Source organism: Photobacterium swingsii (genome assembly GCF_024346715.1).
GTDB classification, from domain to species: Bacteria; Pseudomonadota; Gammaproteobacteria; order Enterobacterales; family Vibrionaceae; genus Photobacterium; species Photobacterium swingsii.
Map to the genome: position 1 here is coordinate 2,006,848 of NZ_AP024852.1, position 25,995 is coordinate 2,032,842.

Sequence of the window (25,995 nt, forward strand, 5' to 3'; positions counted from 1 at the left end):
CACCTAAACTCGAATATCAAACTTCTTTACGGCACATTTACACAACCCAGAATTCATTGCAGGGCATCGCTTACATGGTGGTGACTTTAAGGGCATACGAGCTAAAGCTATTTTTGGACTAGCCTGCATTGGCGTTAAACGCTTAACCGCAGAACGACCACCGCCAGCATAAGATGGTGATATCGCAATACTCCCCCCCTCGTTAAACCAAGATAACAAAGGATTTAAGGGCGTAGCCAATTCACTGACAGCATCCGTCAATGCTTGATGAGAAATGTCTTTTACTTCCTGCTTAACACCTTCAGATACTTTTATACCGCCAGATAAAGACTTCCCAAGCTTCATCAACTGAATCGCAGAGTGCGTGGGATGTTTAATCGCCTTCTTCTTCAGTTTTTTTAGTGCTTTTTTAGCATCCACTGTTTCTATGCCCAACCAATAAAGACACTACAAAATACCAGAATACTTAAAACGGATAAAGACAAATAAAAATCAGTCTCATTACACTTGACCGTTAAATAAAAAGCCACCTGTGCCTAGCAGGTGGCTTTTCCGCTTTCTCTGGAGCATGACACCACATCATTTCAAGAAAGACTTTTTCTCAAACGCATTACTGCTGAGTATCTACTTAAGGCTAAGTTCAATGACGACAAATATGCAACCCAACACTTAAGTGATTAAATTATATAGTTCACAATTAAACCTGTTCGTGGTGTCTATCACAAAACATCAAGCTTACTCTTTTATTTCATTGATGTAACAAACCTAGAATAAAAGCTCTATTTCATTTAAGTGTGAGCCGTAGCGACAAACGGACCAATACTCAAAAGGAATATTGATCAAGGGCTGATTTTTCAGTCTTTCTCTTTGAATTCAAATGCTGCTAGTTGCACAATAATTTTTAGTTGTCAGACCAGTTATACGATGTAAAAGGAAGGAAAATGGATATTTCAGTTACGCACGATTATCAAATTGACTTGGACTCGCTACTTCGCTTTTTTAGCGAAGAGGAACTCATTGCTGAAAAATATAATCAGCTTGCTGCGAAAAATGTCAAAGTGCTTGCAATCAAAGAAACCGAGGACGGGTTTAGTATCGCAACACAACGTGATGTACCAGCTAATGTACCCGCTGTGCTTAAAAGTATTCTTGGCAGTTTTAACACCATCAATCAAACAGAGACTTGGCATTGGCAAGATGACGAAACTTTACTCTGTAAGATGAGCGTTGAGATTGTTGGTGTGCCAGCAAAAATTACTGGCACTATGCTGTTTAGCGAACCAGCCAAAGCTGGCGGTGAAGTAGCAACACGCAATCAAGTCACTGTGTCAGTCAGCAGTGCGATGCCGTTGATCGGTAGTACCTTAGTCAAATTCATTAGTGAAGACATTAAGCAGCAAATGCAAAATGAATACGCATTTTTATTAAATGCAGCCCCGGAGCTAGCAAACTAGTTGAACTGGCATTCATGAAACATTGCGTGTATTAAACACTGTCAAGACAAGGAATAACCATGAAAACCCGTGATCGGATTCTCGCCGTTAGTCTCGACCTCTTCAACCGAAAAGGCGTGGCTAATGTCAGCACATTAATCATCGCAACCGAGATGGGAATAAGCCCTGGCAACCTCTATTACCATTTTCGTGGTAAAGACGAGATCATTTCAACACTAGTGGAAGAGCTTCACAATTCACTGACCCGTATTAGCCATGAGTATAAAGACCAAGTCACTGACTTTGATGATTATTGGCCTTTTTTACATACGATTATGGCGCTATTTACACATTATCGCTTCTTATTTCGTAACCTGGATAACCTCAACAGCCAGAGTCCGCAAATCAAACGCAAAATACGTACCTTAGTCTTAAAATTACGTACGCTAAGCAGCGATATGCTCGCACATTTAGCTGATTTGGGCATGTTAGATTGTGATGCGAGCAACCAGCCTTTAATCGCTGATAACTTGTTGTTAGTTAGCTTAAACTGGTTGAATTATCAGACACTATTACATGATAAGTTAAGCGAAGATGAACTGATTCGAGCGGGTGTATTACGTCTTATCTCAATGGTAGAACCATACTTATCTGAAAATGCTAAATCGCCTTTTTATACTCACCAAGATTTAGTTGACGAATTAGTCCAATAGTGATGTCTACTTTTTAGGTACCCACCAGATAATAAGGCTACTATAACCATGGTAGCCTTCTTTATATAAGCCATACTGGTAGCGATTAAATGACTTTATCCTGTGATCCCTCGCCCACATAGCAAATACAATCACTTTCTCTTGTGGAATAAATAAATAAATTTCGATAAAAAGGTACGATGCTGCATCATATTGCAAGTGCAATAACATGCAACGCAGCATATGTTGTACCTTTGCAGCTTTAAAAGGAATTTATTATGACTGCAACCAAGAATATAGATAAAACAATTTTATCCACTAGTTACATTCCGTCATTAACGGCTCATACTGCCACTTTTATGAGTGCTCGCAGTAAAGAGAGAAGCTTTCTTCCCGCGAGAGGAGCGCACTGGTGGCTTATTTCCTTTTCAAATCCGATCGCTTTAGAGCAGTTTATCGCTCAACTTTTCTCTAATGGATTCTATGGTGACATTGAAGTACGTGGCAACGATATTGAACTTCAAACAAAAAGCTTACATGAAGCCTTTGTGATTAATTCGTACTGTCACCCAGAAGCCTTTCCTATTGTACTTTCTCAACTGACTGCTGACGCGATTTTTGTAGAAAACGACAGTCATGCCCTACTCTGTAACCAACGTAACAATGGTGCACTTAGCTACACCGGTGAACGCCTAGTCCATCTACAATTTAGTGTCAGCCCTTCAAGCTGGTCTATGCTCAATATCCTTTCTCAAATCATTAGTATTCATGCAATTGTTCATTTTGATCCCACAGGCTATATGATTTTAAAAGCCACCGAAGCCGAACAAGAAACCATTATTCGTCACTTAGAGTCTTACTTGTAACTGAATATCAGGACGGGACAATCCAATAAAAAAGGCTGTGATCCTTCATCACAGCCTTTATCCGTTTTATGAAATATAAAGTCAGATCATAGTGTGCAACCAAGCTAACCATTTATCGACTTGCTTAACATCCTTTATAGGCAAACCCACAGATTTTAATTGAAGTAACCACTGTTGAAGCGAGTACCAGTCATCTTTTTCTGAGACACGGTGATGCCCATACGTTCGAGATTGAGTACAAAACCCCAAGGTGAGCTGTATACTCGACTGTGTATTAACCACTGTATTCATCGGTAAAGCTGCACCAAAATCTATAATAGTGATAGTTTGGCATTCTTTATCCAGTAATACATTTGAGGGTTTAATATCACCATGTACCCAACCTTGTTGATGGATACACCTTATCGCTCGCACGATTTGAGGCATCAAACTTAGAAATAGCGTGGCTTGATCTTGCTCTAAACTCAGTAGCGAGTCACCTTCTATATATTCAAGGATTAATAGCTGCTCATCCTCCAACCATTCCACAGGCTGACGAAAATAGTGCGAACGGCACTGATTCAAGCAGCACCATTCGCGTTCAAGTTGATCGCCATCTCCCTGCTTAATCACAACAGGTTTAAAGTCGGCTTGGCGATCATGCGCAAGCCATACCTTATTCGAAAGCGTTTTGATCAGCTCAAAGCGTTCTGTTAGCGGACGCATAACTCGTGCAGAGTATGAATGTGAGTCCTGAAATGCGACCTTCATATATCTACCTTTACCATGCCAACTACAGATTAGCTGAGAGATGGAAGTTATTTAGCAAGCGCTTGTCTAGTACACTGTTACTACTGTCCAATGCGTATTCAAGAACGATGCTTTGATCTTCTAACCCATAATGAAGCTTGCGTACTCTTCTATCGCCTGTCGCGCTCGTACTACCATCAAAAAGCATTCTAAACAGCGCCCACTGTCCAGTATAAGACTTGGTTGCGATACGGTTTTCACCATTATAAAAGTTTGCCGACATATAGTCGTTTTCGCCTATGGATGGCCAAACAACTTGGCTCCACAAACGTGGTCCATGGCGATATGAGAAAACATTTTCATTTTCTCGTACACTAAACTGTGTGGCAGAAGTACTCATTGAACTGGCTTTAAACTTCAGTTTAACGGCAAGTTGTTGACCTGTTGGACCAAAGAAAATGGTGCTGATTTTCTTCGCTTGATTAAGCCTAATCAGAGTTTCTGGTTTTATTGGTAATTTACGACCATCCACCTCTGCCAGCTTCAAGGTATTATTATCCCAGTATACAAAGGGCTGTAGCTGCTTAGTGATAAATGTATCTAAACGCCCTTGCGGTTTAAACATTGCCGCAAAATCATCAATTGCTACCTCACCTCTCCCTTGTAATGCAAATGGGAAACGCCCTTCGACGGCTTCACGATAAAAATGATAAACCTGTCCATCCCATTGCTGGTTAAGGAAACCAACGCCACCTTCAATAACACCTTTCCATGCTTGCTTATCTAAGTTTTTGATCCAATCCGCGACTTGTCCCGGCGCTTTACTCGATTGACGACGGAAATTCACCAACGCATCTTGGCTCCCAGCAGCATGCGCTTTTGCATTGGTATATAACGCACGTTGTGGTTCACTACTGGTTAGTGCTGCATCAAAGTAAGTATTAAGGTTATCAAGCTCAAGCATGAGTTCATCAATTGGCGCGCTCTTACTTTTTCCTTGAATAGCCATGAAAGAGGCATAACGACTAAAAGCTTCGTTAACCACAAATGATGGTTGTAAACGAACTAAGTCATCCCCAGCAACACGATTAATTTTGTCGACTTTTCTTAGCTGCTTACCCAGCTTTTTCAAACCCAACTGGTTTGCGGCTTTTGCATTTGCGCGAGTATCAGTGTCATTTTTTGCCGCTAGTGTGGTATTCACAATCACCGCATCTAATACATCAATTAATGGGCTATTCGCTGGTTCTCGAGCAATTTTAATGGCACTCGCAAGATCATAAACACTGGTGAAATCTTTCACTTCAATGTTCTTAACCAACTCTTTCCACTGATAAACATAATCCGCATAATACAAACGCTGGATTTTTTTACTCAGCTCAGACAACTCAGCAACCGATGCACCTGACATATCACCTTGGATACTTTTAAATTCATCATATTGCTTTTTCAGTAGCGCAGATTTAACTGTTAAATCAATTTTGCTATGGCCTTGACGAGTAAATAGCTCGGGCAATAGGTAACCATGGAAGTCATCTTTAAATTGGAATAATGCGTCAAACTTATCACCTAATTGTCGACGAATATCCACGCGATTACGGTATTCAGGCATAGATTTCACACGGGCGTAAATCAAGCGCTCAGGTGAAAGGCCTTCTAAATTTTGCACTGCAACCGACACCAATTCATCATTGGATTTCAATACATTTTGATAATCACTAGAAAACAGGTCGACCATTAACTGACTAAGGTTATTAATGTTACTGGCTGAGATATCCCCTTGATCGTTTAAGGTATCAACAAGGTAATTGATCATTTCACTTTGATCTAAACGTTGTTTATCAAATAGCATCTGATAGTAACGTAACAGCTCAAAGACCTTACTTGGGTTGCCTAAGTTAACGTAAACATATAGCTCACTACTCAAGATTTCTTCTAGTTGAGGCAACAAAAAAACTTGAAGCTGCTTTTGATAGCTTTGATAAATATCTTCAGCCGTTTGTGTTTGTTTAAAGCTAACTTTGTCATACCAAGATAATGGTTGATTGCCTTCTTGAGCCACCAAACGCAGCTCATTTAATACTGGCGTTACTTCTTCAAGGCCGGTGAAACCATCACGTAAGCGATCGATATCACTTCGGTATAAACTCAATTGAGTAATGGCTTTTTCGCGGAAAGCTTCATCTGCACTCCAGTTATCGCGAAGCTGTAAGCCCAAAAAGACAATCCCAGAAACAACACACATCACCATAAGGCTGCGTAATGCTAAGTAACCATAATGTCGACGCTCGTTCACACCAACAATCTTAGATTCAGGTAAGATCACATGGCTAAAAATACGCGTCGCGAAAAGGCTTTTTCGTCCTTGTTGTTGATGTTTAATACCCTCAGCATTAAACGCTGTTTTGTCCGCCACGAGTTGAGTTAACAGATCAAAACTGATCTCCTTCTGCCCGGTCGTCAGCAAGTACATGCCACGCAACCACACAGATTGACGTACCCGATTTTCACGGCCAATATAAGTTAACAGCTCATTGGCTCGCTCAAAGAACACACGTAACTGGTATGGCAAAGCGATAACAGATTTAGACTCTTCTTCGCGAGACTCTCGTAATAACTGAAACTGCTGCTGGGCTAAATTAGCTAAAATCGCATCGCATTCTTTCTTTAAATCACGCGGATCAAACCGATTATTTTCGTTAAATGGAAGCGTGACACCAAATGGGTTATCAAGATCACATCCCGAATAACTGGTAAAGAAATCCACAAAATCAGCAATAGAATCTGACTTAGTAAAGACGGTATACACAGGCAGCGATAATCCAGTGTGCTCACCTAAAGCCAAAATAGACTCTTGCAAATTTGAGCTTAACGTTAGGCGTGCTTTCTTATCACCTTGTAGTAAACGGTCACAACCAATCGCCGTAATAATGCCGTTAACAGCTTGGCGCGGGCGGTACTTAGAAAGTTGCTGGGCAAACACGCGCCATAGACGATCATCAATACCTGAATCATCAAACAAGCGGTGACCGACCTCGACAACAACTAGGTGATCGTTACTCCAAAAACGTAAATACTGCTCGGTATCACTTTCATCTAAAGTACGATGCAGCACAGGCTCTAGGTTATTTTGTTGTAATAAGCTACTTTTCGCATCTTTTTCGCCGCCAATAAGCACGTACCACGGCAGCTCGTACATATTTTGCAGCTTGTTGACTCGTTGCCCTTTAAGCTGTTTGATTGCCTCAATGAACATTTGATTAATGGTTTTCACATCTTGCTTATACAAGACTTCGACCTCATGCTCTTGTTTGGCTTCCTTTGATTGGTCACGATACCAGTAACACGCAAAACCACTAAGCGCACTTAATAGCCCCCCGCTCCACAACATTAGAGTACGAAAAGGAAAAGCATCATCAGTCGCACTCGGCATCCAGATGGCAGTCGCCAGCATGCCAAGCAGTAAGGCAAGAGTTATAGCCAGCCATGGCTTATTCAGGTTTAATTTTTTCATTATTGCTAACTCTGTTTGCTACGGCGAATAATTGCATTCAAGCCAAATCGCGCATTTAACTCGTTTTTCAATTGCTTAGCTTTGGTTAAATCAACCTGCTTAGGTACGACCAACTCAACCATGTTGTCCAATTCACGTATTTGCACGCTATAACCTGTACCTTGCATGTCTTGAGCAAGTCGTTTGGCATTAGACTCGACCGAAAATGTTGCCAGTAACACTTCCCATTCTGCCGGTTTGGCTTCTGGTTTTACGGCAACTGGCTCCGCAGCTTCCGGTTCAACAAGGCCAATGTCTGCAGCGGTACTCACATAAACTAAGTCTTCATCTTGCGAGGAATTGGAAAAGCCATCCATTTGTAATGTTGTGAATGCCGCAATCGTTGATTGGCTTCGGCTGTCATACCAAAATTCAGAAAAAATGAATGATCCCACAACAACCAGTGTGGCGAGTGCCATCAGCTTAGGTGCACTTAAAAACTGCCAAGGCGTTTTCTTTACTGGCAGCTCAGGCGTTACAGGCACTCGCATCGCCGATTCTTCACGAAAATGGCGAATCGTCATATATAGCTCAGACTTTAATTCATTGATCTTTCGTCGATCGGCATGGCGATATTTGCCAAGAAAGCCCAGCATCATCAACACGTATTGCAGCTCAAGAAAATCAACCAACTTTGACGGTTGACGACGCGCCTGATCGAGCAATTGGAAGAAGACTTCACCGCCATTACGTTGGTTAAAAACCTTACTGAGCACCGAGTGATTCTCCCAGCGAATCTGCTCTCCCCAGGCGGTGTATTGGATCATTTCATCGAAAGCTGCACACAATACAAAACAGCCTTTTTCAATCACGCTTGGGTGATAATCTAAAAACAGCCCTCGTCGTTTAAAATCATCAATCGCATCCAGCAATTGTTGGCGAAATGCATCAATATCGAGCGGTGACGACATTCTTGGTAAGCTGACCAATAGCCCTAATAATTCACTGCACGCGTTCAACAATGGGTTTTCATAAATGGCCAAATTATCAATAACTTTCTCAGTACCAGATAAATCAAGTGACTGAGTCGCCGTTGGTTGAGCAACACCCGGTTTAAACTCGGCTCGACGTATCGAAATTGTTTCTTGTTCATTAAATAACGATGTCATAGCGATACCATTAGCGAATTACGTAAAATTCAATATCAACATCACCAATACGGCTGTCGACGTGCAATGCAATCGGCTCATCCTTTTGCACCAACTCATGCCATAGCTCTGATTGCGTATCCAATTCGAAATAGGCGGCATCAGTTCGCAATTTCAGCTCAGAGGGAGCTATCGGTAAGGTACGTAGAGGCACACCAGATAATGAGTTTCTTACCAAATCAGCAATCGCACTGTTACCGGCTAATTTAACTGCTAACGGGAATTGCTCGCTCAGTTGAACCGAACCTAATGATGAAGACACCACTAAAATAAAGCGCCCCGCATTGTATAATCCACGATCTTGAACCAAAGTGCGTAACAAACGGCGCTTCAAGAACAGGCTTGAATCCCATGTTAGGGTCGTGACGTTATCGAGCTGTACCTCACGAAGTAAAATACGCATATCAACAAACAAGGTAGAAAATAACGCATATAGCTTACGGGTATTCCAACCTTGGTATTCTTGCGGCATATCGCCGTTTAGCCCTTGCATCTCACCCGCAATTTGCAGGCACTGCAGATACACATCTTGTGGTGACGTTGTACCAACATCTAACCAATATTTCACCATAGGGAGCCAACGCCCTAGCGACTGCAACCATAGATAATCGCGCATTAAGGCTTGGTGACTTTTACTCGCTGATTCCACTTTGAGACGCTGTGAAATAGATCGCGCACGATACTGCATCTGTGCGTACAGTTCACTCACCCCTTCTTTGAGGTAATTCGATACGGTGAAATACAAAGCGGCAGGAATAAACGCCTGATTTAATTCAATTTCACCATCTGATTTATGCTCAGAAACATGCGCAATTGGGATCAAGGTGTAATCTTGAAGATCTTCACCTTCAAGTTTCAGCACTATGTTTAATTCAGCTAACTCAAGCTGTAACGCTTCGTTATTGCCACGGCTAGTATCAAACACATTATGATCAACACGGTGGTAACGGCGATTACGATCACTTTTTTCACCTACATTAACCACACCAGAGCGATAGATTGGCATAGCAAGATAGACAATCTTATCGATAGTGCCCGCTGGTATATCAAGTGCTAAACCATTACGAATATCAAACGGTGTACCATCTGGGAATATTCCTCTCGCATTCTTGATGCCGACTTTACCTATGTTAGTCATTGAGTGATCAAGGTTAAAATCCGCAAGGCCATAACGAGATGGATTCATCAACCCACAATAATCTTTCGTAAAACCTTCTAAATAACGTTCTTGTTGCTGAAAATGCTGGGGACTTAAAAACATCCCTTCAGACCAAACGACTTTATTCTTATCCATTATTTGTCCTCTAGATCCGTAACACTCACGTTAATACCGTCGATCATTACGTTTACTTCTATTTTTGAATCAGGTTCGATGGTCATAATGACTTTATTTTTTGCTTCTCGATAATTCGCAAATGCTGCTACCACACCTATATATTTCACTTCACTCATTTGTGGGATTTCCACCGTAAGCTTACCGTTTGGTAGTACGCTTCCCAGCTGACGTTTGGAGAGTAGATCGGCCTTTAGCGCACCTTGGTCATCGTTATATATGTCTAAGAAACTGGCTTGTTTAAATGCTTCACTATCCGCAAGTTGATAGATTCTTACCTCAAGTGGTGACGCAAGGCCGTCAATATTCGGGTTGATGTTATTAGCCGCGGTTACATGTGCGATCACTAGCGCTGGACTATCGTCTTTCCAAAACATCCAGCTACTGCAACCATTTAGCATTAACAATGCAGAGACAATAAAAAGAGTGCGCTTCATTTACTTATCTCCAAATGTTTGTTTAATGCGTAGACTTTCAGCAAAGTAGGCTTTGAACTTCATTTGCCATTCGTTGTTATCTTGCTGACGCGCGTAATAACGCTGATACATTGACCAATAATCTGACTTCTTGCCCCAAAAGCGCTTAGGCACTAAGTCATCAAATAATCCCTCCAAAGACGCTGGTGCTATATCTGTCAATAAACGCTCAAGCGCCATTTCTGCAGCCTGCATCATGAGTTCTTGCTGCTTAGCTTGAAATATCATGAGCTGCTGCGGATCAAGCATTGATGGCGAACTAACACTTGTGCCTACCTGTTGACGTTCTTGCAAAGTACCTCGCTGCTGTTCGCGAGGAATAGACGTTAGCTGGCTCATGCTATCATCCACAAAAGGATCATCATCAAAGCCATCATCTTGAAACACACTGGTGGTTTGTAGCGTGCTATCTAAAACAACTTCAGGTTCTTTCGTTAAAAATGGGTCTTCAATGACGCTATCTTGTGATGCTGCAGTGAATGACAGCACTTGCTCAAATCGATTCGCTTCATCTGGTACAGCTTCTAAATGCGTTTTAACAGAAGGTAACTCAACGCCAAAAGGATCATCCTCCCAACCATTTAATAGCGGTTCGTCGATAGATTGCGATTGTTTTGCTTGTGCCTTTTCAGGAATAAAGCAAGAAACCATCACTCTGTATTTACCTAAGTTCAGAACATCACCGTCACTAAGCGTCGATTGGTTATTTCGCCCAAGAGGCTCATGGCTACCATTGATAAATAAGCCATTCGTGCTGACATCCATTATTTGATAGCCACGGCTACTACGGCTAATCAATGCATGCGTACCTGAAATTTCACGGGATGCATCAGAAAGCTGCATGGTCGAACCAAATGCGCGACCAATACTGCCTCCTTCATCAGGAAAATTATGCGCCCATGCAGTAATAGGCTCCCCATCTGGAGAACTGATAATTCTTAGTGATAACGGCATGCTACCCCTCCTTACACTGCTGAACAGCTTGGTTGAACTCTTTAATAAAACGAGGATACTGCTTCGTGAATTTCTTCGAGAAGTAGACCCCTAATGGTTTGTCATTCACTTTTGTTGTTGTAATTGCTCGGTGGCTTACACCCAATTTTTTGATAGCCGATTCCATTACAAAATCATTGGCAAGCACGGCACCCACTTCGCCTGAAAGCAATAGTTCCACTAACGCTGTAGGCCGACGCGGTTTTTTTTCCACTCGGTAGCCCTGGCTTTGTAACCAAAACCATTTGTTTGACCCAAACAGCGCTGTCACCATCACTTCTTTTTTAAACATGGGATCTTCGGTATCAATCGAGTCTGACAAACTGAACCAACTCCATGTTTGCTGCATTACCGGTGAAGAGTAATCAGCGTATTTATCGCGAATGCCATTTTTTGATGCGAGGAAAAAGCCATGCTGCTCACCCACTTCAATTAAAATTTGCGCACGATCCCAGTCTGTCATCGTGATTTGGTAAGGCTGTTTCAGCACTTTCATTGCACATTTAAGCTGAGTGATCCCTGGCCCTTTCATTACTCCACGTTCTTGATATTGATAAGGGCGCCATTCTTGTGTGGCTAATAACAAGCGTTCAGGACGAGACTCTGCTTGTGCAACGCTCGTCGAGAACACACTGCTGAGCATTACCGCAAACAACGCCATTTGGGGCACTCGAAAAGATGCAAACAACTTCATTAACGCTCCTTCACCGGTTTACCATCGAGGCGGATAACTGTGCCATTGACACCATAAACATCACTTGCCATCTCCATTAAAACGAAAGGCACTTGTTGATTGATCCGTTTTGCTTGCTGAAAGCTAATTGCAATATCTGGTGGTGAAATCACTCCCACAGGAAGCTGACCAACGTCTATTTCACCTTTAATCACTTGCAAGCCATATATCGCAGCTTGGTGAGCATTGTTCACAAAACTCACACCAAACGACATTAACGCGCTGTGTTCGGTTTGGTTAACCACATCAGGCACTGCCGAGATCAAGGCTAACTTTTTTGAATACTGGTTAATTTCATCGACACGAGACAACAAGCTTGAGCTACCCGTGAGCCACAGCACTGAGTGTGCTAATTGAGGGTCATCTGCTTGCAGTTGCTGAATACCCCGACTCATTGCGGCATCTAGCTTTAAATCCGCCATAGTTTCGTCTACTGCAATAGGCACAATCTTGATGCCCGCTTGCTCTGCCACTCTCTTTAGCGGTAAAAACTGCGTGAGGTATGCACTGCGGTTAGTGTTGGCATACAAAATACCTATACTTTTTAGCGTTGGCTTAAAGCGCTGCATAAAGTTCAACACCACATCAGCAGGTAGATTAAGCGAGGTAAAAGCAAAGTTATCACCCGAACCACTGTAATGTTCAATCAGCCCTAACTGCACAGGATCTTTTGCGTTCACAGAAATAACAGGTAATTTCCCTCCTGCATAAACGTTTCGCACTTCGACAGTCGCTTTAGAGCCTAATGTGTATATGAGATTGACTTTACTTTCTGCCTGCTTCAACAAAGTCGTTAATTCCACCTGTGTTGATGGCAATTTTCTTACTACCCATTGTGCTTGCGGGAGTTCGCGACTGTATTCGCTTAACAAGGTTTTTAATGCAACGTCATACGATGTCGCTTTGCGAGACACAATCACTAACACTCGTGGTAGTGCTTGTTTTGCTGAGTACAGTACGCTGTCTTCCGTTACCTCCGCTTTCCAATGGCTCGACGCTGTAGGTTGTAAATCGTCCCCCAGCCACTCAGGCCAATTCGCATGAGCGAGAAATGAAATCAACATCAAGCAACTGCTCATCACAAACGTCATAAGACGTTCTATCATCAAGCGCTTCATTATTTGGCCTCCTGCTGTTGTTGGCGATCAAAGGCCATAAAAGAGATAGCGGCAATAGCGAAGAAACAAGCGACAATCAGCAAAGCTTGCTCGATAGAGAACCAAAACAACAACTGGCCAATAATGATGGCGCCCGATACGTGACCAAGACGTTCTAAGAAACGGTAAGTCGCAGCAACTGAAGAATCTGAGCCTTGTTGTTGAGCCGTGGCATTTACAACATGCGTAACTACAGGTGCATTGATCAAACCATGCGAAGCGCCCATAAAGAGCATCGCCACTGTGGTTAACACAACGATAAGTAAGTCGGATTCCATGCTGAAAGCAACAGCCAGTGTCACTAAGGCAATACCAGCTAAAAAGTTACCCAAAGTTAACGCGGCTTTACTGCTGCCATACTTATCAACCCAAGGGCCAACTTTGTAACTCACCAACAATACAATCGCAGCATAAGTCATAAGCACCTGACCAATACTTTCTTTGCTGATCCCTTTCTCCGCCAAGATCAACGGAACAGCAAACGACACAACACCGGTTAACGCCGCTTTGGTCGGAATCCCCACCAATACCATGGTGCGAATAAACGCTGGTACTTTAATTAATCGCCATGCATCAACGGCCATCGCGTTGATATTGCTGATAAGGTTGCCCGATGTACTCTCAGTTGCTTGCATGGAGGGTAAGATCAGACTAAACAGACACATCACAGTGCCAATCGCAGCAGATATAGTGAAGATCCCCATATCACCAAAGTAGCTCGCGAGTAATGCGCCAATTGCCGCACCAGAAATAAAGCCCGCGTTAAAGCAGAACACTATGATACCCGCGGCTTGCGTTTTATTACGTTTGTCACTAAAGCGCAGAATATAGCCTTGCACCGAAATAAAGATCAAAGCTTGCCCGATGCCTGAAATAAAGCGTGCAGCAATAACTTTGAACATTTCGCCTGACTCGCTAAATCCCAATAAGGCACAGCCGAATGTTGACAGTACAATGCCAAAGAAAAGTACCTGACGAATGTCGTACGCTTCAATCAATCGTGCAGCTGGTAACAAGGTAAGCGCAAACCCCAAGAAATAAAGCGCAAAAAATAGTGAAGAGGCCCCCGCCCCTAAACCATTAGCTTCAGCTACTGAGGTAAGAAATTGTGGCAATATTGGCGCCATCAAAGCTTCCATCAATACCGCACCTAAAAACAGCGGTTTTAGGCGTTCTAAGACTTGGTCTTTAGATGATTGATTTAACTCACCGCTCAATAAGCGAATGAAGGCAAAACAGACAAGACCACAAGCAAAAAATAGGATCGCAAAGTTTTTAAGCACTTGTGCAAGTTGCCCTACCACCATTTCAGCTTGATACGATAGGCGAACCTCACCATCACCCGCGGTTGGTAAGGAATACTGAAGCCCACCACTGTTAACAATCATTTGCCCCATGGCATGTTCATCAACACTGTTCGCCACAAGTTCAGCTCGTTTATATACCGAAATGCTGGCAAGCTCAGGGTTGGCTAAGCGGAAATGATCCAGCATGCTATCGACACCCGTTAACATGTCACGACCAATGTTGTACTCAAGCACAGGTGATAAGCGGTAACTCACGATATCTGCCAGTGATACCGCCTTACTGTGTAGACCATCACGGTATAAGCTGCCCACCAGCATCATTACGCAAACAGTCATGGCAAAGAACACCACGGTGAAACTGGTTAAATACACCGCTCGTTTACGACTACGCAACACGCTACCAATGAAAATAAGCAACAAGATAAGGATCAACCACATCATTGGCTGAAAGGTACTGGTTACCTTCTCTTTCACTTTTTGCTGGCTTAAATAAACTTTCAATGTCCCTATTTGTGAAAATTTATTATTTAGCGCTATGGTTATTGAATTACCTTCATCATCTTGCTCACCTGTTTGATACAGCGTTTGGCTACCCGCTAACAAGGTTAAGCCTGTCACTGACGTATCTGATTTCACAATTGGCTGAAGGACTAAATTCAAACCCGCAATGTCTGATAAGGGCACGCCAGATTTCAGCACCTGTTCAATACCAAGACGGGTCGCTTCTGTTTGCGCCATCACCGCATCTATAGATAATTGACGATAGCTTTTCAGCGCTTGGGCATACCCTACGATCAGCACTAGCAATAGTGACATTGTCACTATTGCTGTGCCAAAGGTGAGCCGAAGGTTATATTTAACTGTTCCCACAACTAAACCTAAGCGCTCTCTAAGCTTGCAAATTTATCGTTGAAGCAATGTGATAATGCTCCCGGGCGAGTATTGTTTAGATAGACTAAGCGATTAAATACCATGGATTGAATCAAGTCATGGTAGCTCATGCCCTCACTTTTAATATCGTGACAAACAATACTCAGCTTATTGCCTTCAGGACGCTTTAGATCCGGCTTAGGGTTAGTCTCAAGAACATACAGCTTTCCCTGGCTATCCATGCGTAAATCAACACGCACCAAAGTATGTAGACCAAGTTGTTTGAAGATTTTGATCCCCAAGTCGGCCAATTGTTTACGCAGCTCAGGATCGTCAACTTTCAATAAACGATCATCTGTGATCGGTTTAACATCCATAGAGGTAAAAATAGGCTCATCTTCTAACAAGACACGCTCTGTGATCGAGAACGCAAGCGGCTCATCACGCTTACTTAGCTCATCATTTTTAAATACCACAGGCCCAGCAACAGCCACTACAAACTCACGACCAGACAAAAAAGGTTCAACCATCACAGTGTTATTGGTTGCGGCTTGGACTTGTTCAATCTTCTGTTTAAGTTGGTCACGTTCAAATACAGGATAAACATGAACAGATGCACGGCCAGAAACAGGCTTAACCACAAATGTCGAACCAAATTCCGCTTCCATACTGTCTAACTTTTGCTGATTTGCGATAGAGTGAATATCTTCCCCAAGCGCAACAGTAATAAAAGGTGCAGTTGGAATACCTGCGGCGTTAATTTCGTGCTTGAACAGGTGTTTATTATCTAAAACACCCGCAGTCATCGGTGAGTGACCTACATAAGGTACGCCCAGCATTTCTAACATCGATGGTAAGTGACACATCGAGTCAAAGCCTTGCAAACCACCACTATTAGTCACGACTAGATCAATATTCAGTTCTTTTAATCGTTGTGGTAAATCTATGTTTTCGGGCAACACACAAACGTGCTTAAAACCTGATTCACATAGTGCATCTGCAATATCACAGGCGACAGGTTGGTACGTTTTGGTTGATCGTGGGCTTAGGTTTTCGTAAATGAAATTCTCAGGCTGCGACTTTTCACCACCATGTACGACAGCAATTTTTAAGAATTCACGAATCCATGTTTGCTGACTACGGCTAAATACACTCATTTAAAACTCAATATCTCAATCTAAAACTTGGTGGCTAATCAAATTCATTAGCCACTCTTAATAATCAAATAAGGGTTAGCTTATCGACAATGGTTAGCCAGCCCGCAGGTTCACGCATTAATTTATCCGCACGGTAATGTTCACCGCCGACTTTCAATTTGTGCCCTTTGATATTGACAATTACGCGTTCTTTTTCGATTTTTGCTGCTTGTGCAAACAGCTCGCGCACCATATTTAATGCTGGGGTTTCTTCGTCATATTCCAGTGGTAACGCTTCTTCACCAAACATGTTTGCCAGACCGTAGTCGACGTTCATTTCATGGAATGCACGGTAGTGAAGAATCTTTGCCACTTTATCAATCGCAGGAGCAAGCTTACTCAGGCGATATGCCAATGATTGACCATGAATAAAGCCAGCGGCAGCAGTCGCAGCACCTGTAACCACATTTCCTGGGATACAATCAGTTGCTAGTGCCGCAGTTTGCGATTCAAGCTTCAGCTTTTTACAGTCGATAATAAGTTCACAGAGCTTATATTCTAATGCTAACCCTTTGCCTTTAAATTGGCTCAGTGACTCGTTTAGACGCACTAAGTGAGCAATGGTTTTAGCGTCTGAACGGCCATGACGCGCAGCCCCTAACGCATTCACATGTGTTACGCCAGATAGCACACCACCTGTAAATGAAACGGCCGCACCACCAATTTTCTTCGCACAACGCTTTTTAAAGTAAGCGGCTGTTTTGGTGTTTTGGTACGAATTCGCATCCATTGGCGATAAAATTGGGTTAGCTTCCAGCTTTCTAGCATCACGCTTACCCGACCACTCATAGATCTCTGACAGAATATCGTAGCCAAGTTTTACTGTGCCAATGATGTCGCCAGCACTACCAAACTCGATCCCACTGCCGGTAGTGTATAAGCCTTCACCTTTCGCCGCGCCAACAATGTCTTTCGTTGCGCTAGCCCAATCCCCAGCAAAACCTAGGATATCGCCGCGCATCTCATTAACGACTTCGCCATAAATTTTGGCTTCATCAATCGCTTTTTGCTTAGTAAAACCTTGTTGCTTAGGTAGTTTTTTTTGACGTGCCGTTACTTTAGCCCCACTTTTCTTACCTAATGGCGTGTAAGTCCCGGCTGTACCTACACCTGCAATCCCTGCATTTTCTAAAATGTCGTTTCTATTTCTAGCAGCTTCTAAGTCGTAACTTTTTTTTCGGCCAAACATAATTCAACTCACAATTTATTCGTTGATAAATACTTAAGTTCATCCGGGGCATATTCAGTATTACCCTCTACTCAATACGCCCCATTTTTAATATTTCATGGGATGAAATGAACCTTAAGTGATATAGCTTTGGTGCCTGTCTGATTAATGGTTAAAAGACCAGTCAACCAATTCTTTGGTTTCATCTAAATAAGCATCAAAGCAAGTAATATGCGCCGTAACATCCACAGAGGTTGCTTGCATGACAAAACACATCTGCTGGATCTTATTTATATAATGCTTCACTTCGTGATAGCTCATGGCAACATCGTTGCGTGCCTTCTTGATTTTCATGCTTTCTTGAAATTCATCATGATGAAGACCATCAATACTGAACGTACTTTCAATTAAGCGCTCAAGTACAACCTGACGATTATCCAGTAATACTGCTGCTTGTTTTAATTTGGCTAAATTACGCTGTAATTTTTGCCCAAGATCTGAAATATCTTTAGCGTGCCATTTGGCAATTTTTCTTAGAGCCTCTTTTTCACCCAAGTTTTCACTTAAACTGTCTAAGTTTGCCGCATCGTACTTTTGGCGTTTGCGTGCTTTACGCGCAGTACCCATCGCCTTAGTTACAGCTTCAATTCCTTTAAAGGTATATTTAACCGCAATCTCACCACCAGGAATCAGAGTAAATGGTAGCTTGATGAATTTAACTGGGCTTTTCTTTTGCACACGTACCAAGTCAACAATTTTACGACGGGCTTTATAAAAGCGACCGCTGGTTGCAGACTCGTATGCATGTGCCGAATTATCAAGGTAATCGCCACCACCGTATGTACCACGCTTGTAGCGCTCATGGCTGATAAAGCTATCTGAATCAGACATTTTTGGTGATGCAAATGCTTGTAATTTTTGCGCAGCAACTCGGCTAAAGTTGGCAGAAAACTTTTGCTTTGTTTCCTGAATAATGGCTTTTTGCTCAACTTTATCAATTACATGCTTATCTATCAGCGCGTTTAATTCAGTGAATTTTCCGCTACCTAGTGCAAGGTCGATAATAGGATCGGCTTTGCCCGCCTTTAACTGCTTGCCAATATCTAACTCAGGCATAATTAATATACTCCATTATGTTTTACACTAAGAAACACTATTCAATAACGATACTTACAGCACCAGCTTCAATAGTAACTTCGACATTTTCTATATTTAAACCTTCACTCAAACGAACAATGCATTGCGACGCAAGTTCTGGCATTAAGGTACGGTTAATTATTTGTTCAATCGCTCGTGCCCCTGTTTCAGGTGAGTGATTTTGTGCAATTAAGTGTTCGATTAACGCTTCACTATAAGTAAAGCTTGCACCGTAATGACTGCGTACGCGTTTTTCGATTCGCCCCAGTGACAAACGAGCAATTTTCGCCATTTCCTCATTATTTAATGGGAAATAAGGAACAACCGTTGTACGACCTAAGAAAGCCGGTTTGAAGTGATTTTGCAACGCAGGGAAAATACTCTCGGTAAGTTCAGGAACGCCCGGACGTGCATCAACACAAGCATCCACAACCGCGCTATCAGCGGCATTGGAAGTCATGATGATAATGGTGTTCTTGAAATCGATATCGCGCCCTTCACTGTCAGAGATCGAGCCTTTATCAAAGATTTGATAGAACAAGTCATGCACACCCGGATGCGCTTTTTCCATCTCATCAAGTAGCAAGACTGAGTAAGGATTCTTACGAACAGCTTCCGTTAATACTCCGCCTTTTCCATAACCAACATAACCCGCAGGTGAGCCGAGCAACATAGAGATTTTGTGCTCTTCTTTAAATTCAGTCATGTTGATGGTCGTGATATTTTTCTCACCACCATATAGTAAATCTGTCAGTGCAAGCGCCGTTTCTGTTTTACCTACACCACTTGGGCCACACATTAGGAATACGCCAATAGGTTTACGAGGATCAGTCAACCCCGCACGTGACATACGAATGGCTTTAGAGATCTCTTCAATCGGTGCTTTCTGACCGATGACACGCTTACCAATTTCAGCTTCAATATTCAGTAAACGCGCGACTTCATCTTTGACCATGTTGCCAACAGGGATCCCTGTCCACAATGCAATCACTTCTGCGATAGTTTGTTTGTCTACTTGCGGAATAACCAACGGAGCTTCGCCTTGCAACTCACTCAATTCCGCCATCAGTGCCGCTAAGGTTTGCTGATCTTGGCTATTGGCAATCGCTTCACCCGCACGGAAACGCTCGGAGATAACATCTTGAAGCGCTACGATCTGGTTAACTAGATTTTTTTCTGTACTCCAACGTGCGTCAAGCTCTGCATACTCAGCTTCTAATTCTGTCATCGTTGCTTCAATCGCAACCAGCTTATCAGCACCATTTGCTAACATCGCGTGCTCATGTTCAAACGATGCTTTCTCGTTTTTCGCATAACGAATTTGCTCAGCTAGGTTATCCAACTGCTGCGGCAACGCACTTTGGCTCAAACCAATACGTGAACAAGCAGTATCAAGCAGGCTGATCGCTTTATCTGGGAGTTGACGTTCAGGAAGGAAGCGAACTGACAAAGTAACTGCCGCTTCAAGCGCTTCTTCTAAGATGGTCACGCTATGGTGTTTTTGCAGACCTTTCGCAACCCCACGTAGCATTTGAATCGCATCTTTTTCATTTGGTTCACCCACCGCAACCAGTTGGAAGCGGCGCGTCAATGCTGCATCCGTTTCAAAGTACTGTTTGTATTCAGCCCAGGTCGTCGCCGCAATAGTTCTGAACTCACCTCGTGCAAGCGCTGGCTTTAGTAAGTTAGCCGCGTCATTTTGACCCGCCGCGCCACCAGCACCAATTAAGGTGTGTGCTTCATCAATGAAGACGATAATTGGACGCGGTGATTGCTTCACTTCTGCCAATACATCTTTCAGGCGATTTTCAAACTCACCCTTAATGCTTGCGCCCGCTTGAAGTAACGACAAATCAAGCGTACGCAACTCAACATCCGCTAAGGATGGCGGTACGTTACCGTCAACAATTTGCTGTGCTAACCCTTCAACAATTGCGGTTTTACCCACTCCAGGATCACCGACAAGAATTGGGCTGTTCTGGCGACGACGACAAAGAATATCAATCGATTTACGTATTTCGGGGTTACGACCAGAAATAGGATCAAGCTTACCGCTACGTGCCGCTTCTGTAAGGTTATGGGTGTATTTATCTAATGCAGCAGTGCTGACTTCACCCGTGTGTTCTTGCAAAGGCACCGCTTGTGATGAATGAGCGGACACGGCACTTTTCGTTGCTGCATGCTGCTTCAATGATTCCATTGATACCGTATTTAACCATGACGCTAATTCACCATTGTAACCACCCTGATCAATACGTTGTTTAAGCACCATCAGAACGTGATAACCATTAATCGTGGCATTACTATGATTCAACGAAGCTAACAACCAGCAGTCTTTGAGTAATTCAACTAAGGATGGCGATAACGAAGGAGCACTATCATTACCACGCGATAAGCCATTAAAGTAATGTGTTAAACCTTGAATGATCTGTTGATTGTCAATATTGCTGTGTTGCAATAACGCTTTCCAACCACTATCTGCATCATTCAGTAATTGATAAAACCAATGCTCAGACTCAATACTAAAGTGTGTCCTTGCCATACAATCACCCGCCGCCATTTCAAGCGCACTTTTTAATGGCGGGGTTAATCGTTTGACCAAACTTTGTAATTCAACGTTGATCATGCTGTGTTCCTGTTCTGTTTAAGTGGCATTACCACGTAATGTTGTTTTAATTGTTTTGGCGCTAACCATGTCGACTGCGCGAGTCGAATGTCGGTATTTTCCTTGCTGGATAGCTGTAACCCAGGCAGAAAACGTCCACACACTTTCATCATTAACTTCAACTTAATATCCGCCCCCATGTAATGGCGGATAAACCCATCAATCGCATCAACCAAGTGTTCGTCATTTCTGATCTGGGTAAATTCTTTATTGTTAGGTAACACAGTGACGACCAAGTGTTGAAAAGCTGTCACGGCACTCTTTCCAACTAGCGCATCAAATCCCAGCTGGTTATTTTGTCCAGACTTACCCAACTTAGTGACACAGCAAGGCAGTAATGCTTGGTGCTCAACCTCGCCATAACACACTTCAAATTCATACTCGAAATAGTCGGTTAATAGTTCGCGTAAGGTATCCAGACACGATAATTTCAACCCCATGACGCCGCTGTATTGCACCAAATGGCGGCTTGATAGCGCGCTATTGTTGCCTAAATCACCACTTAAATTGGCGAGCATTTGGCTTAAAGCAACATCGTGACGGTTCCAACTAAAATGTTCTTCTTCTGCCTGAAGTGCCAAGTTATGCTTTATTTCTGTCTGGCTATGAAGGCGGTAATGGCGATTACTAAAACCATCGAAGAAATCAACCAAGGCACTATTTCCTTGTTCAAACTCTTCTTTCAACGCCTCAATATAAAGATGGCGAGGCATCACACCTTGGCTACCTGACAGTGATGGCAAGTCGCACGTCAGTAACCATTGGTTTGCACCTTCCAACACAACATCGACAATATCTGACTGCTGGTAAGCGGGTAACATGCACGATGAGAAACGGACAAATGGACGTTGACCCATTTGCGCCGCTTGATGTTTGATCAGTTGAACGGCCTGAGGTAACGCAAAGGCATACGGCGTCTCTTGCAACAAGGTTAGAGCAGGTTTTTGCATCCTGTCCTCCTTGGAAATACGCGGTGTTCACCTTCTCTACCCTCAAGCAAAATAACCACTTGGGTGAAGCTGTTGAAGCCAGCAAAATACGCGAAGAAGTGGTCAAGTAATTGTGAAAGCAGCTCAACACCACCGCCAAGCCCCTTACCATTTAGCGTGATGTAAATACGTGTTCCACTTGCAAAGCAGCTTTTACCTGAAATTCGAATTGGTGCGACAACTTGCTCCTGCGTGAGTTTTACAATTGCTTCCACGTACGCAGAGTTTTGCGAACTCTCATTGTGGTTATACAAATTCAGCATGGCTTTAAGCGATGCAACAGGATCATCAGCACCAAAGATTGCTTGATAGTTAAAATGCAAATGAGCTAATAAAGGCCACGCATCTTGAACGAGCGCTTTAATCCGGATTTGCGGCTTTGGTCTGCGAAGTAAGGTGATATCTGCTGGCAGTGAAATGGAATCATGGCAATGGATATCACTGCTCACGGATAATTGACTCGATAGATCACCATTTGAGCAAGTGGCATTGATCAGCAAAGTATGCGCGCTGTCGCTAGCACTGATATGCTCTAGATCTGCAACGCGTAAATAACTATTTAACTGACGACCTTCTGCATTCCATGCTTGTTTGAGCTGCCAACGTAAACCGGTTTGAGCACCACGAAACTTTTCGCCATACAACGAAGGAACAGCTTTTACATTTTGATCTGTCACATCTGAAACATTATCGATAGAGAACACTTGAAGTTGTTCTTGCCCACCAGCATCCAAAATAATCGGATATTGGCTTTGGCTAAAATCAACTTTCATTGGCTCTGCAACTAACGATTGCAGATTGATAACGGGTGTGCAGAACAAGTGGAAATTTTCTAAGCCAAGACTACGAGCCAACTCAATTGGCATGTCATCCATAAAAATCACAATCTTCATTGTGCTTTGTTTCACCGCTGACAATGCCTCACCCATATTCACTTTCATGGCATGAAAGCGTTCAGAGAACATAAAGAACTCAGTCAGTAGCTTAAATCCACCAAAACTACGCACGCTGTATGGCAACACGTAATCACTAGCATCGAAACCAACCGGTGATAAGGCGTCAGCACCAAGCTCAATAAAAGTGTCATCGAGTCGAATACAAACTTGGTTAGTACCTGCAAACAGGTAATCATAAAGGCGAAGTACTGATGCCGTTTCACCACGTAAGAAAATAGGCAAAGAGTCTAACGTTAAGTCCGAAAAGAGTATGGTTGGATCCGTTGTTTCTATTTCCAATTCCAACATTGCTTTCGCCTGCTTGGCACTTTGCGGTTTAGCTATATCAAATGGCGCGATAGAAACTAGCGCAGATTTCAATTCGATCGGATGAAGATCAACCTCTTGGCAAGTTCTAAAAATAGCGGTTTCAGACCCGTTATCGTTAATGCCCAACTGAGTACCCTTTGGCAAGGTATACTTAGCCGCAACTTCTTCACGAGGTTGCATCTTAACAATGCTGTAAGCAGGGATTGGACGCGTAAAATGCGGAAAGAGCAGCTGCAACAAACTATCGGTCAATTGCGGATAATTATCGTCCAAACGCTGCTGTAACTTTGCATTCATGAAAGCAAAACTTTCAATCAAACGAGTGACTTGCGGGTCGTCAATGCCATCCCCATTGATACCCAAAGTTTTCGCAACACCAGGATGACGACGCGAAAAGTCACCAGCATCTTTGCGAATGAAGGCTAACTCTTGTTCAAAATAATTAAGTAATGACTCAGACAAGGTTGGTCTTCCTTACATCTAAACTACTGGTGGTAAAATCTAAACTAGAATCAAAAACAACGATGTCTTCACCAAAATCTGTGGTAACCGTACCTTCGATCCGAAATTTAAGCTTATTGGTATCAATTGACGCTTCATCTAACTCGATATCAAGATGTTTTAAACGCGGTTCAAATACCTCAATTAAGTGCTTTATTTCATGCAAAACGACAGTGCTATTTGATCGATTTTGCGCACGCATTGCATTCGCCATACCAAAGGTCGCAATAGACTCCTGACTCTCTGTTGGTATCCACTGCGTCTCCCAAATTGGTGCACGTGACGACAATAGAGATGACAAGTTATCGATAATGGCATCGCGCACACTATCAACATCATTTCGCCATTCGCCTTTCATTTTGGTTAACAAACTCATTCGTTTGCCTCCCCTAACTTACGTGCTGAAACATCCGTCAGCAGAACAATGTGGGTGTCCAACATTTCATATTGATACTGTGGCTGAAGATGGATTTGACAACGGTATTTGGTGGTATCAAAACTGTCTTGCGTAAATGTCACACTCGCTTGTTTTAATGGGTATCGAGCCATAATGGACTCATCACCATAATCCACACCACTGATGTAATTCTGAAGCCAATGCTCTAAGTCACGTTCACACGTGGCAGCACTATCAAAACTACCAATACGATCGCGGATCTGTGCTTTGATATAATGGGCAAAACGACAGGCCATCAAGTTAGTTTGCAGCATACCGTTGACACGGCTTGTTTCATCCGTTGGTTGCCATACCGATTGATTGCTAAAAAAGCCTTTTTGGTCACTTAAATAGACGCTTGTGATAGGCACAAAACCTTGCTCTGACCAAAAGCTATCATGTTCGCTGTAAATGTTTATCCGTGTATCTATCGATAAAGGCTCTCGATTTGACGCGTCATTCGCGGGCGTATGGATAATGGCCCCGTAGTTCCCTGATTCGTCATAAGCACGTAAAAAACCAAACCAACTGATACGATCAAATTCCCGAATAACATTGGCTGCCAACAAGTAGGCCGCATTGCCCCAAAGCACGGCTTTTTCACTTGGCGTTTCATTAAAAACAAAGCCCGCTGGATACGATTGATATGCCGAACGTAATCGATATTCAGGCAAGACAATGTTAAGAAAACGGCTCGAACCACGTTGGCGTAGCAATTGCCAACTCTGAAAATCCAAGCTGGTCAAAATACGTTTGATCCTAGACTGATCGTGAATCAAACGTGCAGGATCATCACCAAAAAAGTATTGATTCAAACCTAATGCAACTGGGCATAATGAACGCTCACCTAACTCAGCCAATAACTGAAGGGTATATAAATCGTCAAAGTTAGCTTCTTCATCTAAATCAAACTGAATCAAACGATCGGCGACTAACAGGCCAAACGGCTGTCCACCAGCTGTATTCAATTCATTTGCGTAAACTTTTTTGTAAAGCGCACTATGTGACAGATCAAAAGACTGATTGAGGTCTGCTGAAAGCTCAGGCCAACTCACATCGATAAGTTTAATTTTGACACGACGAGTAGAAACCGGCAGACAAGTCAGGTTTTGTACATTGGTCCAGCTCGATTCGAGCTGCTTAAATGCTGGATCTTGAATAACTGCGGAGAGTTGTTCGCTCAATAACCCATCTATCTGACAAATCACATTACTTAACAGAGCCTTAAACCCCGTTAGGTTTTGCTGTTTTGCATTGTCTAACAGCATTCGCCAAAGCCCTACATCTTGTAAGATGCTGGCGGATGATGTTGGGTTAGATGTTGTCATATAAACCTCAAACCGAGGGA

21 protein-coding genes are annotated in these 25,995 nt (G+C 42.9%); 3 read left to right on the forward strand and 18 right to left on the reverse strand.

Features of this window, described 5'->3' with window-relative positions; all coding sequences use genetic code 11:
• Positions 1-3: 3 nt before the first annotated feature.
• Positions 4-420 carry a hypothetical protein gene (locus OCU77_RS09405; protein ID WP_048898435.1) on the reverse strand — a complete coding sequence of 139 codons (417 nt, stop codon included), beginning with the start codon at positions 418-420 and terminating at the stop codon, positions 4-6.
• A 521-nt stretch (positions 421-941) separates the two neighbouring features.
• Between OCU77_RS09405 and OCU77_RS09410 the strand changes: the two genes are divergently transcribed.
• The 3 genes from OCU77_RS09410 (at position 942) to OCU77_RS09420 (ending at position 2,991) form a co-directional block, all read left to right on the forward strand.
• Entirely contained in the window at positions 942-1,454 is a 513-nt protein-coding gene (locus OCU77_RS09410; protein WP_107302878.1) for a DUF2505 domain-containing protein, read from the forward strand.
• A gap of 59 nt (positions 1,455-1,513) precedes the next feature.
• Entirely contained in the window at positions 1,514-2,146 is a 633-nt protein-coding gene (locus tag OCU77_RS09415) for a TetR/AcrR family transcriptional regulator (RefSeq protein WP_048898436.1), read from the forward strand.
• 257 nt (positions 2,147-2,403) lie between these two features.
• Positions 2,404-2,991 carry a hypothetical protein gene (locus tag OCU77_RS09420; RefSeq protein WP_048898438.1) on the forward strand — a complete coding sequence of 196 codons (588 nt, stop codon included), beginning with the start codon at positions 2,404-2,406 and terminating at the stop codon, positions 2,989-2,991.
• 81 nt (positions 2,992-3,072) lie between these two features.
• Here OCU77_RS09420 and OCU77_RS09425 read toward each other — a convergent pair whose 3' ends face one another.
• From OCU77_RS09425 to OCU77_RS09505, 17 genes are all read right to left on the reverse strand, one after another.
• Positions 3,073-3,741, reverse strand: coding sequence for a protein kinase domain-containing protein (locus OCU77_RS09425; protein ID WP_048898439.1), 669 nt, complete (start codon positions 3,739-3,741; stop codon positions 3,073-3,075).
• A gap of 22 nt (positions 3,742-3,763) precedes the next feature.
• A complete protein-coding gene (gene tssM, locus OCU77_RS09430; RefSeq protein ID WP_244915180.1) occupies positions 3,764-7,234 on the reverse strand; it encodes a type VI secretion system membrane subunit TssM in 3,471 nt (1,156 codons plus the stop codon).
• 5 nt (positions 7,235-7,239) lie between these two features.
• Complete coding sequence (gene icmH / locus OCU77_RS09435; RefSeq protein ID WP_048898440.1) at positions 7,240-8,382, reverse strand: type IVB secretion system protein IcmH/DotU; 1,143 nt, start codon at positions 8,380-8,382, stop codon at positions 7,240-7,242.
• Positions 8,383-8,392: 10 nt separating this feature from the next.
• Entirely contained in the window at positions 8,393-9,715 is a 1,323-nt protein-coding gene (gene tssK, locus OCU77_RS09440) for a type VI secretion system baseplate subunit TssK (protein ID WP_048898441.1), read from the reverse strand.
• On the reverse strand, positions 9,715-10,191 hold the full coding sequence (gene tssJ, locus OCU77_RS09445; RefSeq protein WP_048898442.1) for a type VI secretion system lipoprotein TssJ: 477 nt from the start codon (positions 10,189-10,191) through the stop codon (positions 9,715-9,717). Before tssJ ends, tssK begins: the two co-directional genes overlap by 1 nt.
• Positions 10,192-11,184 (reverse strand): type VI secretion system-associated FHA domain protein, encoded by a 993-nt coding sequence (locus tag OCU77_RS09450; RefSeq protein WP_048898443.1) that lies wholly within the window; start codon positions 11,182-11,184, stop codon positions 10,192-10,194.
• Position 11,185: 1 nt separating this feature from the next.
• Positions 11,186-11,917: an ABC transporter substrate-binding protein gene (locus OCU77_RS09455; RefSeq protein ID WP_371701219.1), complete on the reverse strand. Its 732-nt coding sequence runs from the start codon at positions 11,915-11,917 to the stop codon at positions 11,186-11,188.
• Positions 11,917-13,074 (reverse strand): ABC transporter substrate-binding protein, encoded by a 1,158-nt coding sequence (locus OCU77_RS09460; protein ID WP_048898444.1) that lies wholly within the window; start codon positions 13,072-13,074, stop codon positions 11,917-11,919. The genes OCU77_RS09455 and OCU77_RS09460 overlap by 1 nt, the downstream gene beginning before the upstream one ends.
• Positions 13,074-15,290: an MFS transporter gene (locus tag OCU77_RS09465; protein WP_315972508.1), complete on the reverse strand. Its 2,217-nt coding sequence runs from the start codon at positions 15,288-15,290 to the stop codon at positions 13,074-13,076. Before OCU77_RS09465 ends, OCU77_RS09460 begins: the two co-directional genes overlap by 1 nt.
• 8 nt (positions 15,291-15,298) lie before the next feature.
• On the reverse strand, positions 15,299-16,447 hold the full coding sequence (locus OCU77_RS09470) for a D-alanine--D-alanine ligase family protein (protein WP_048898446.1): 1,149 nt from the start codon (positions 16,445-16,447) through the stop codon (positions 15,299-15,301).
• Between the two features lie 64 nt (positions 16,448-16,511).
• Positions 16,512-17,675, reverse strand: coding sequence for a hypothetical protein (locus OCU77_RS09475; protein WP_048898447.1), 1,164 nt, complete (start codon positions 17,673-17,675; stop codon positions 16,512-16,514).
• Positions 17,676-17,819: 144 nt separating this feature from the next.
• Positions 17,820-18,770, reverse strand: a complete 951-nt coding sequence (locus OCU77_RS09480; RefSeq protein ID WP_048898448.1) for a hypothetical protein — start codon at positions 18,768-18,770, stop codon at positions 17,820-17,822.
• 37 nt (positions 18,771-18,807) lie between these two features.
• Positions 18,808-21,417 (reverse strand): type VI secretion system ATPase TssH, encoded by a 2,610-nt coding sequence (tssH, locus tag OCU77_RS09485; RefSeq protein ID WP_048898449.1) that lies wholly within the window; start codon positions 21,415-21,417, stop codon positions 18,808-18,810.
• Positions 21,414-22,406 (reverse strand): type VI secretion system baseplate subunit TssG, encoded by a 993-nt coding sequence (locus tag OCU77_RS09490; protein WP_048898450.1) that lies wholly within the window; start codon positions 22,404-22,406, stop codon positions 21,414-21,416. The genes tssH and OCU77_RS09490 overlap by 4 nt, the downstream gene beginning before the upstream one ends.
• Positions 22,388-24,172 carry a type VI secretion system baseplate subunit TssF gene (gene tssF / locus OCU77_RS09495; RefSeq protein ID WP_048898451.1) on the reverse strand — a complete coding sequence of 595 codons (1,785 nt, stop codon included), beginning with the start codon at positions 24,170-24,172 and terminating at the stop codon, positions 22,388-22,390. The genes OCU77_RS09490 and tssF overlap by 19 nt, the downstream gene beginning before the upstream one ends.
• Positions 24,165-24,587 carry a type VI secretion system baseplate subunit TssE gene (tssE, locus tag OCU77_RS09500; RefSeq protein ID WP_048898452.1) on the reverse strand — a complete coding sequence of 141 codons (423 nt, stop codon included), beginning with the start codon at positions 24,585-24,587 and terminating at the stop codon, positions 24,165-24,167. Before tssE ends, tssF begins: the two co-directional genes overlap by 8 nt.
• Positions 24,584-25,975: a type VI secretion system contractile sheath domain-containing protein gene (locus OCU77_RS09505; RefSeq protein WP_048898453.1), complete on the reverse strand. Its 1,392-nt coding sequence runs from the start codon at positions 25,973-25,975 to the stop codon at positions 24,584-24,586. Before OCU77_RS09505 ends, tssE begins: the two co-directional genes overlap by 4 nt.
• Positions 25,976-25,995 lie beyond the last annotated feature (20 nt).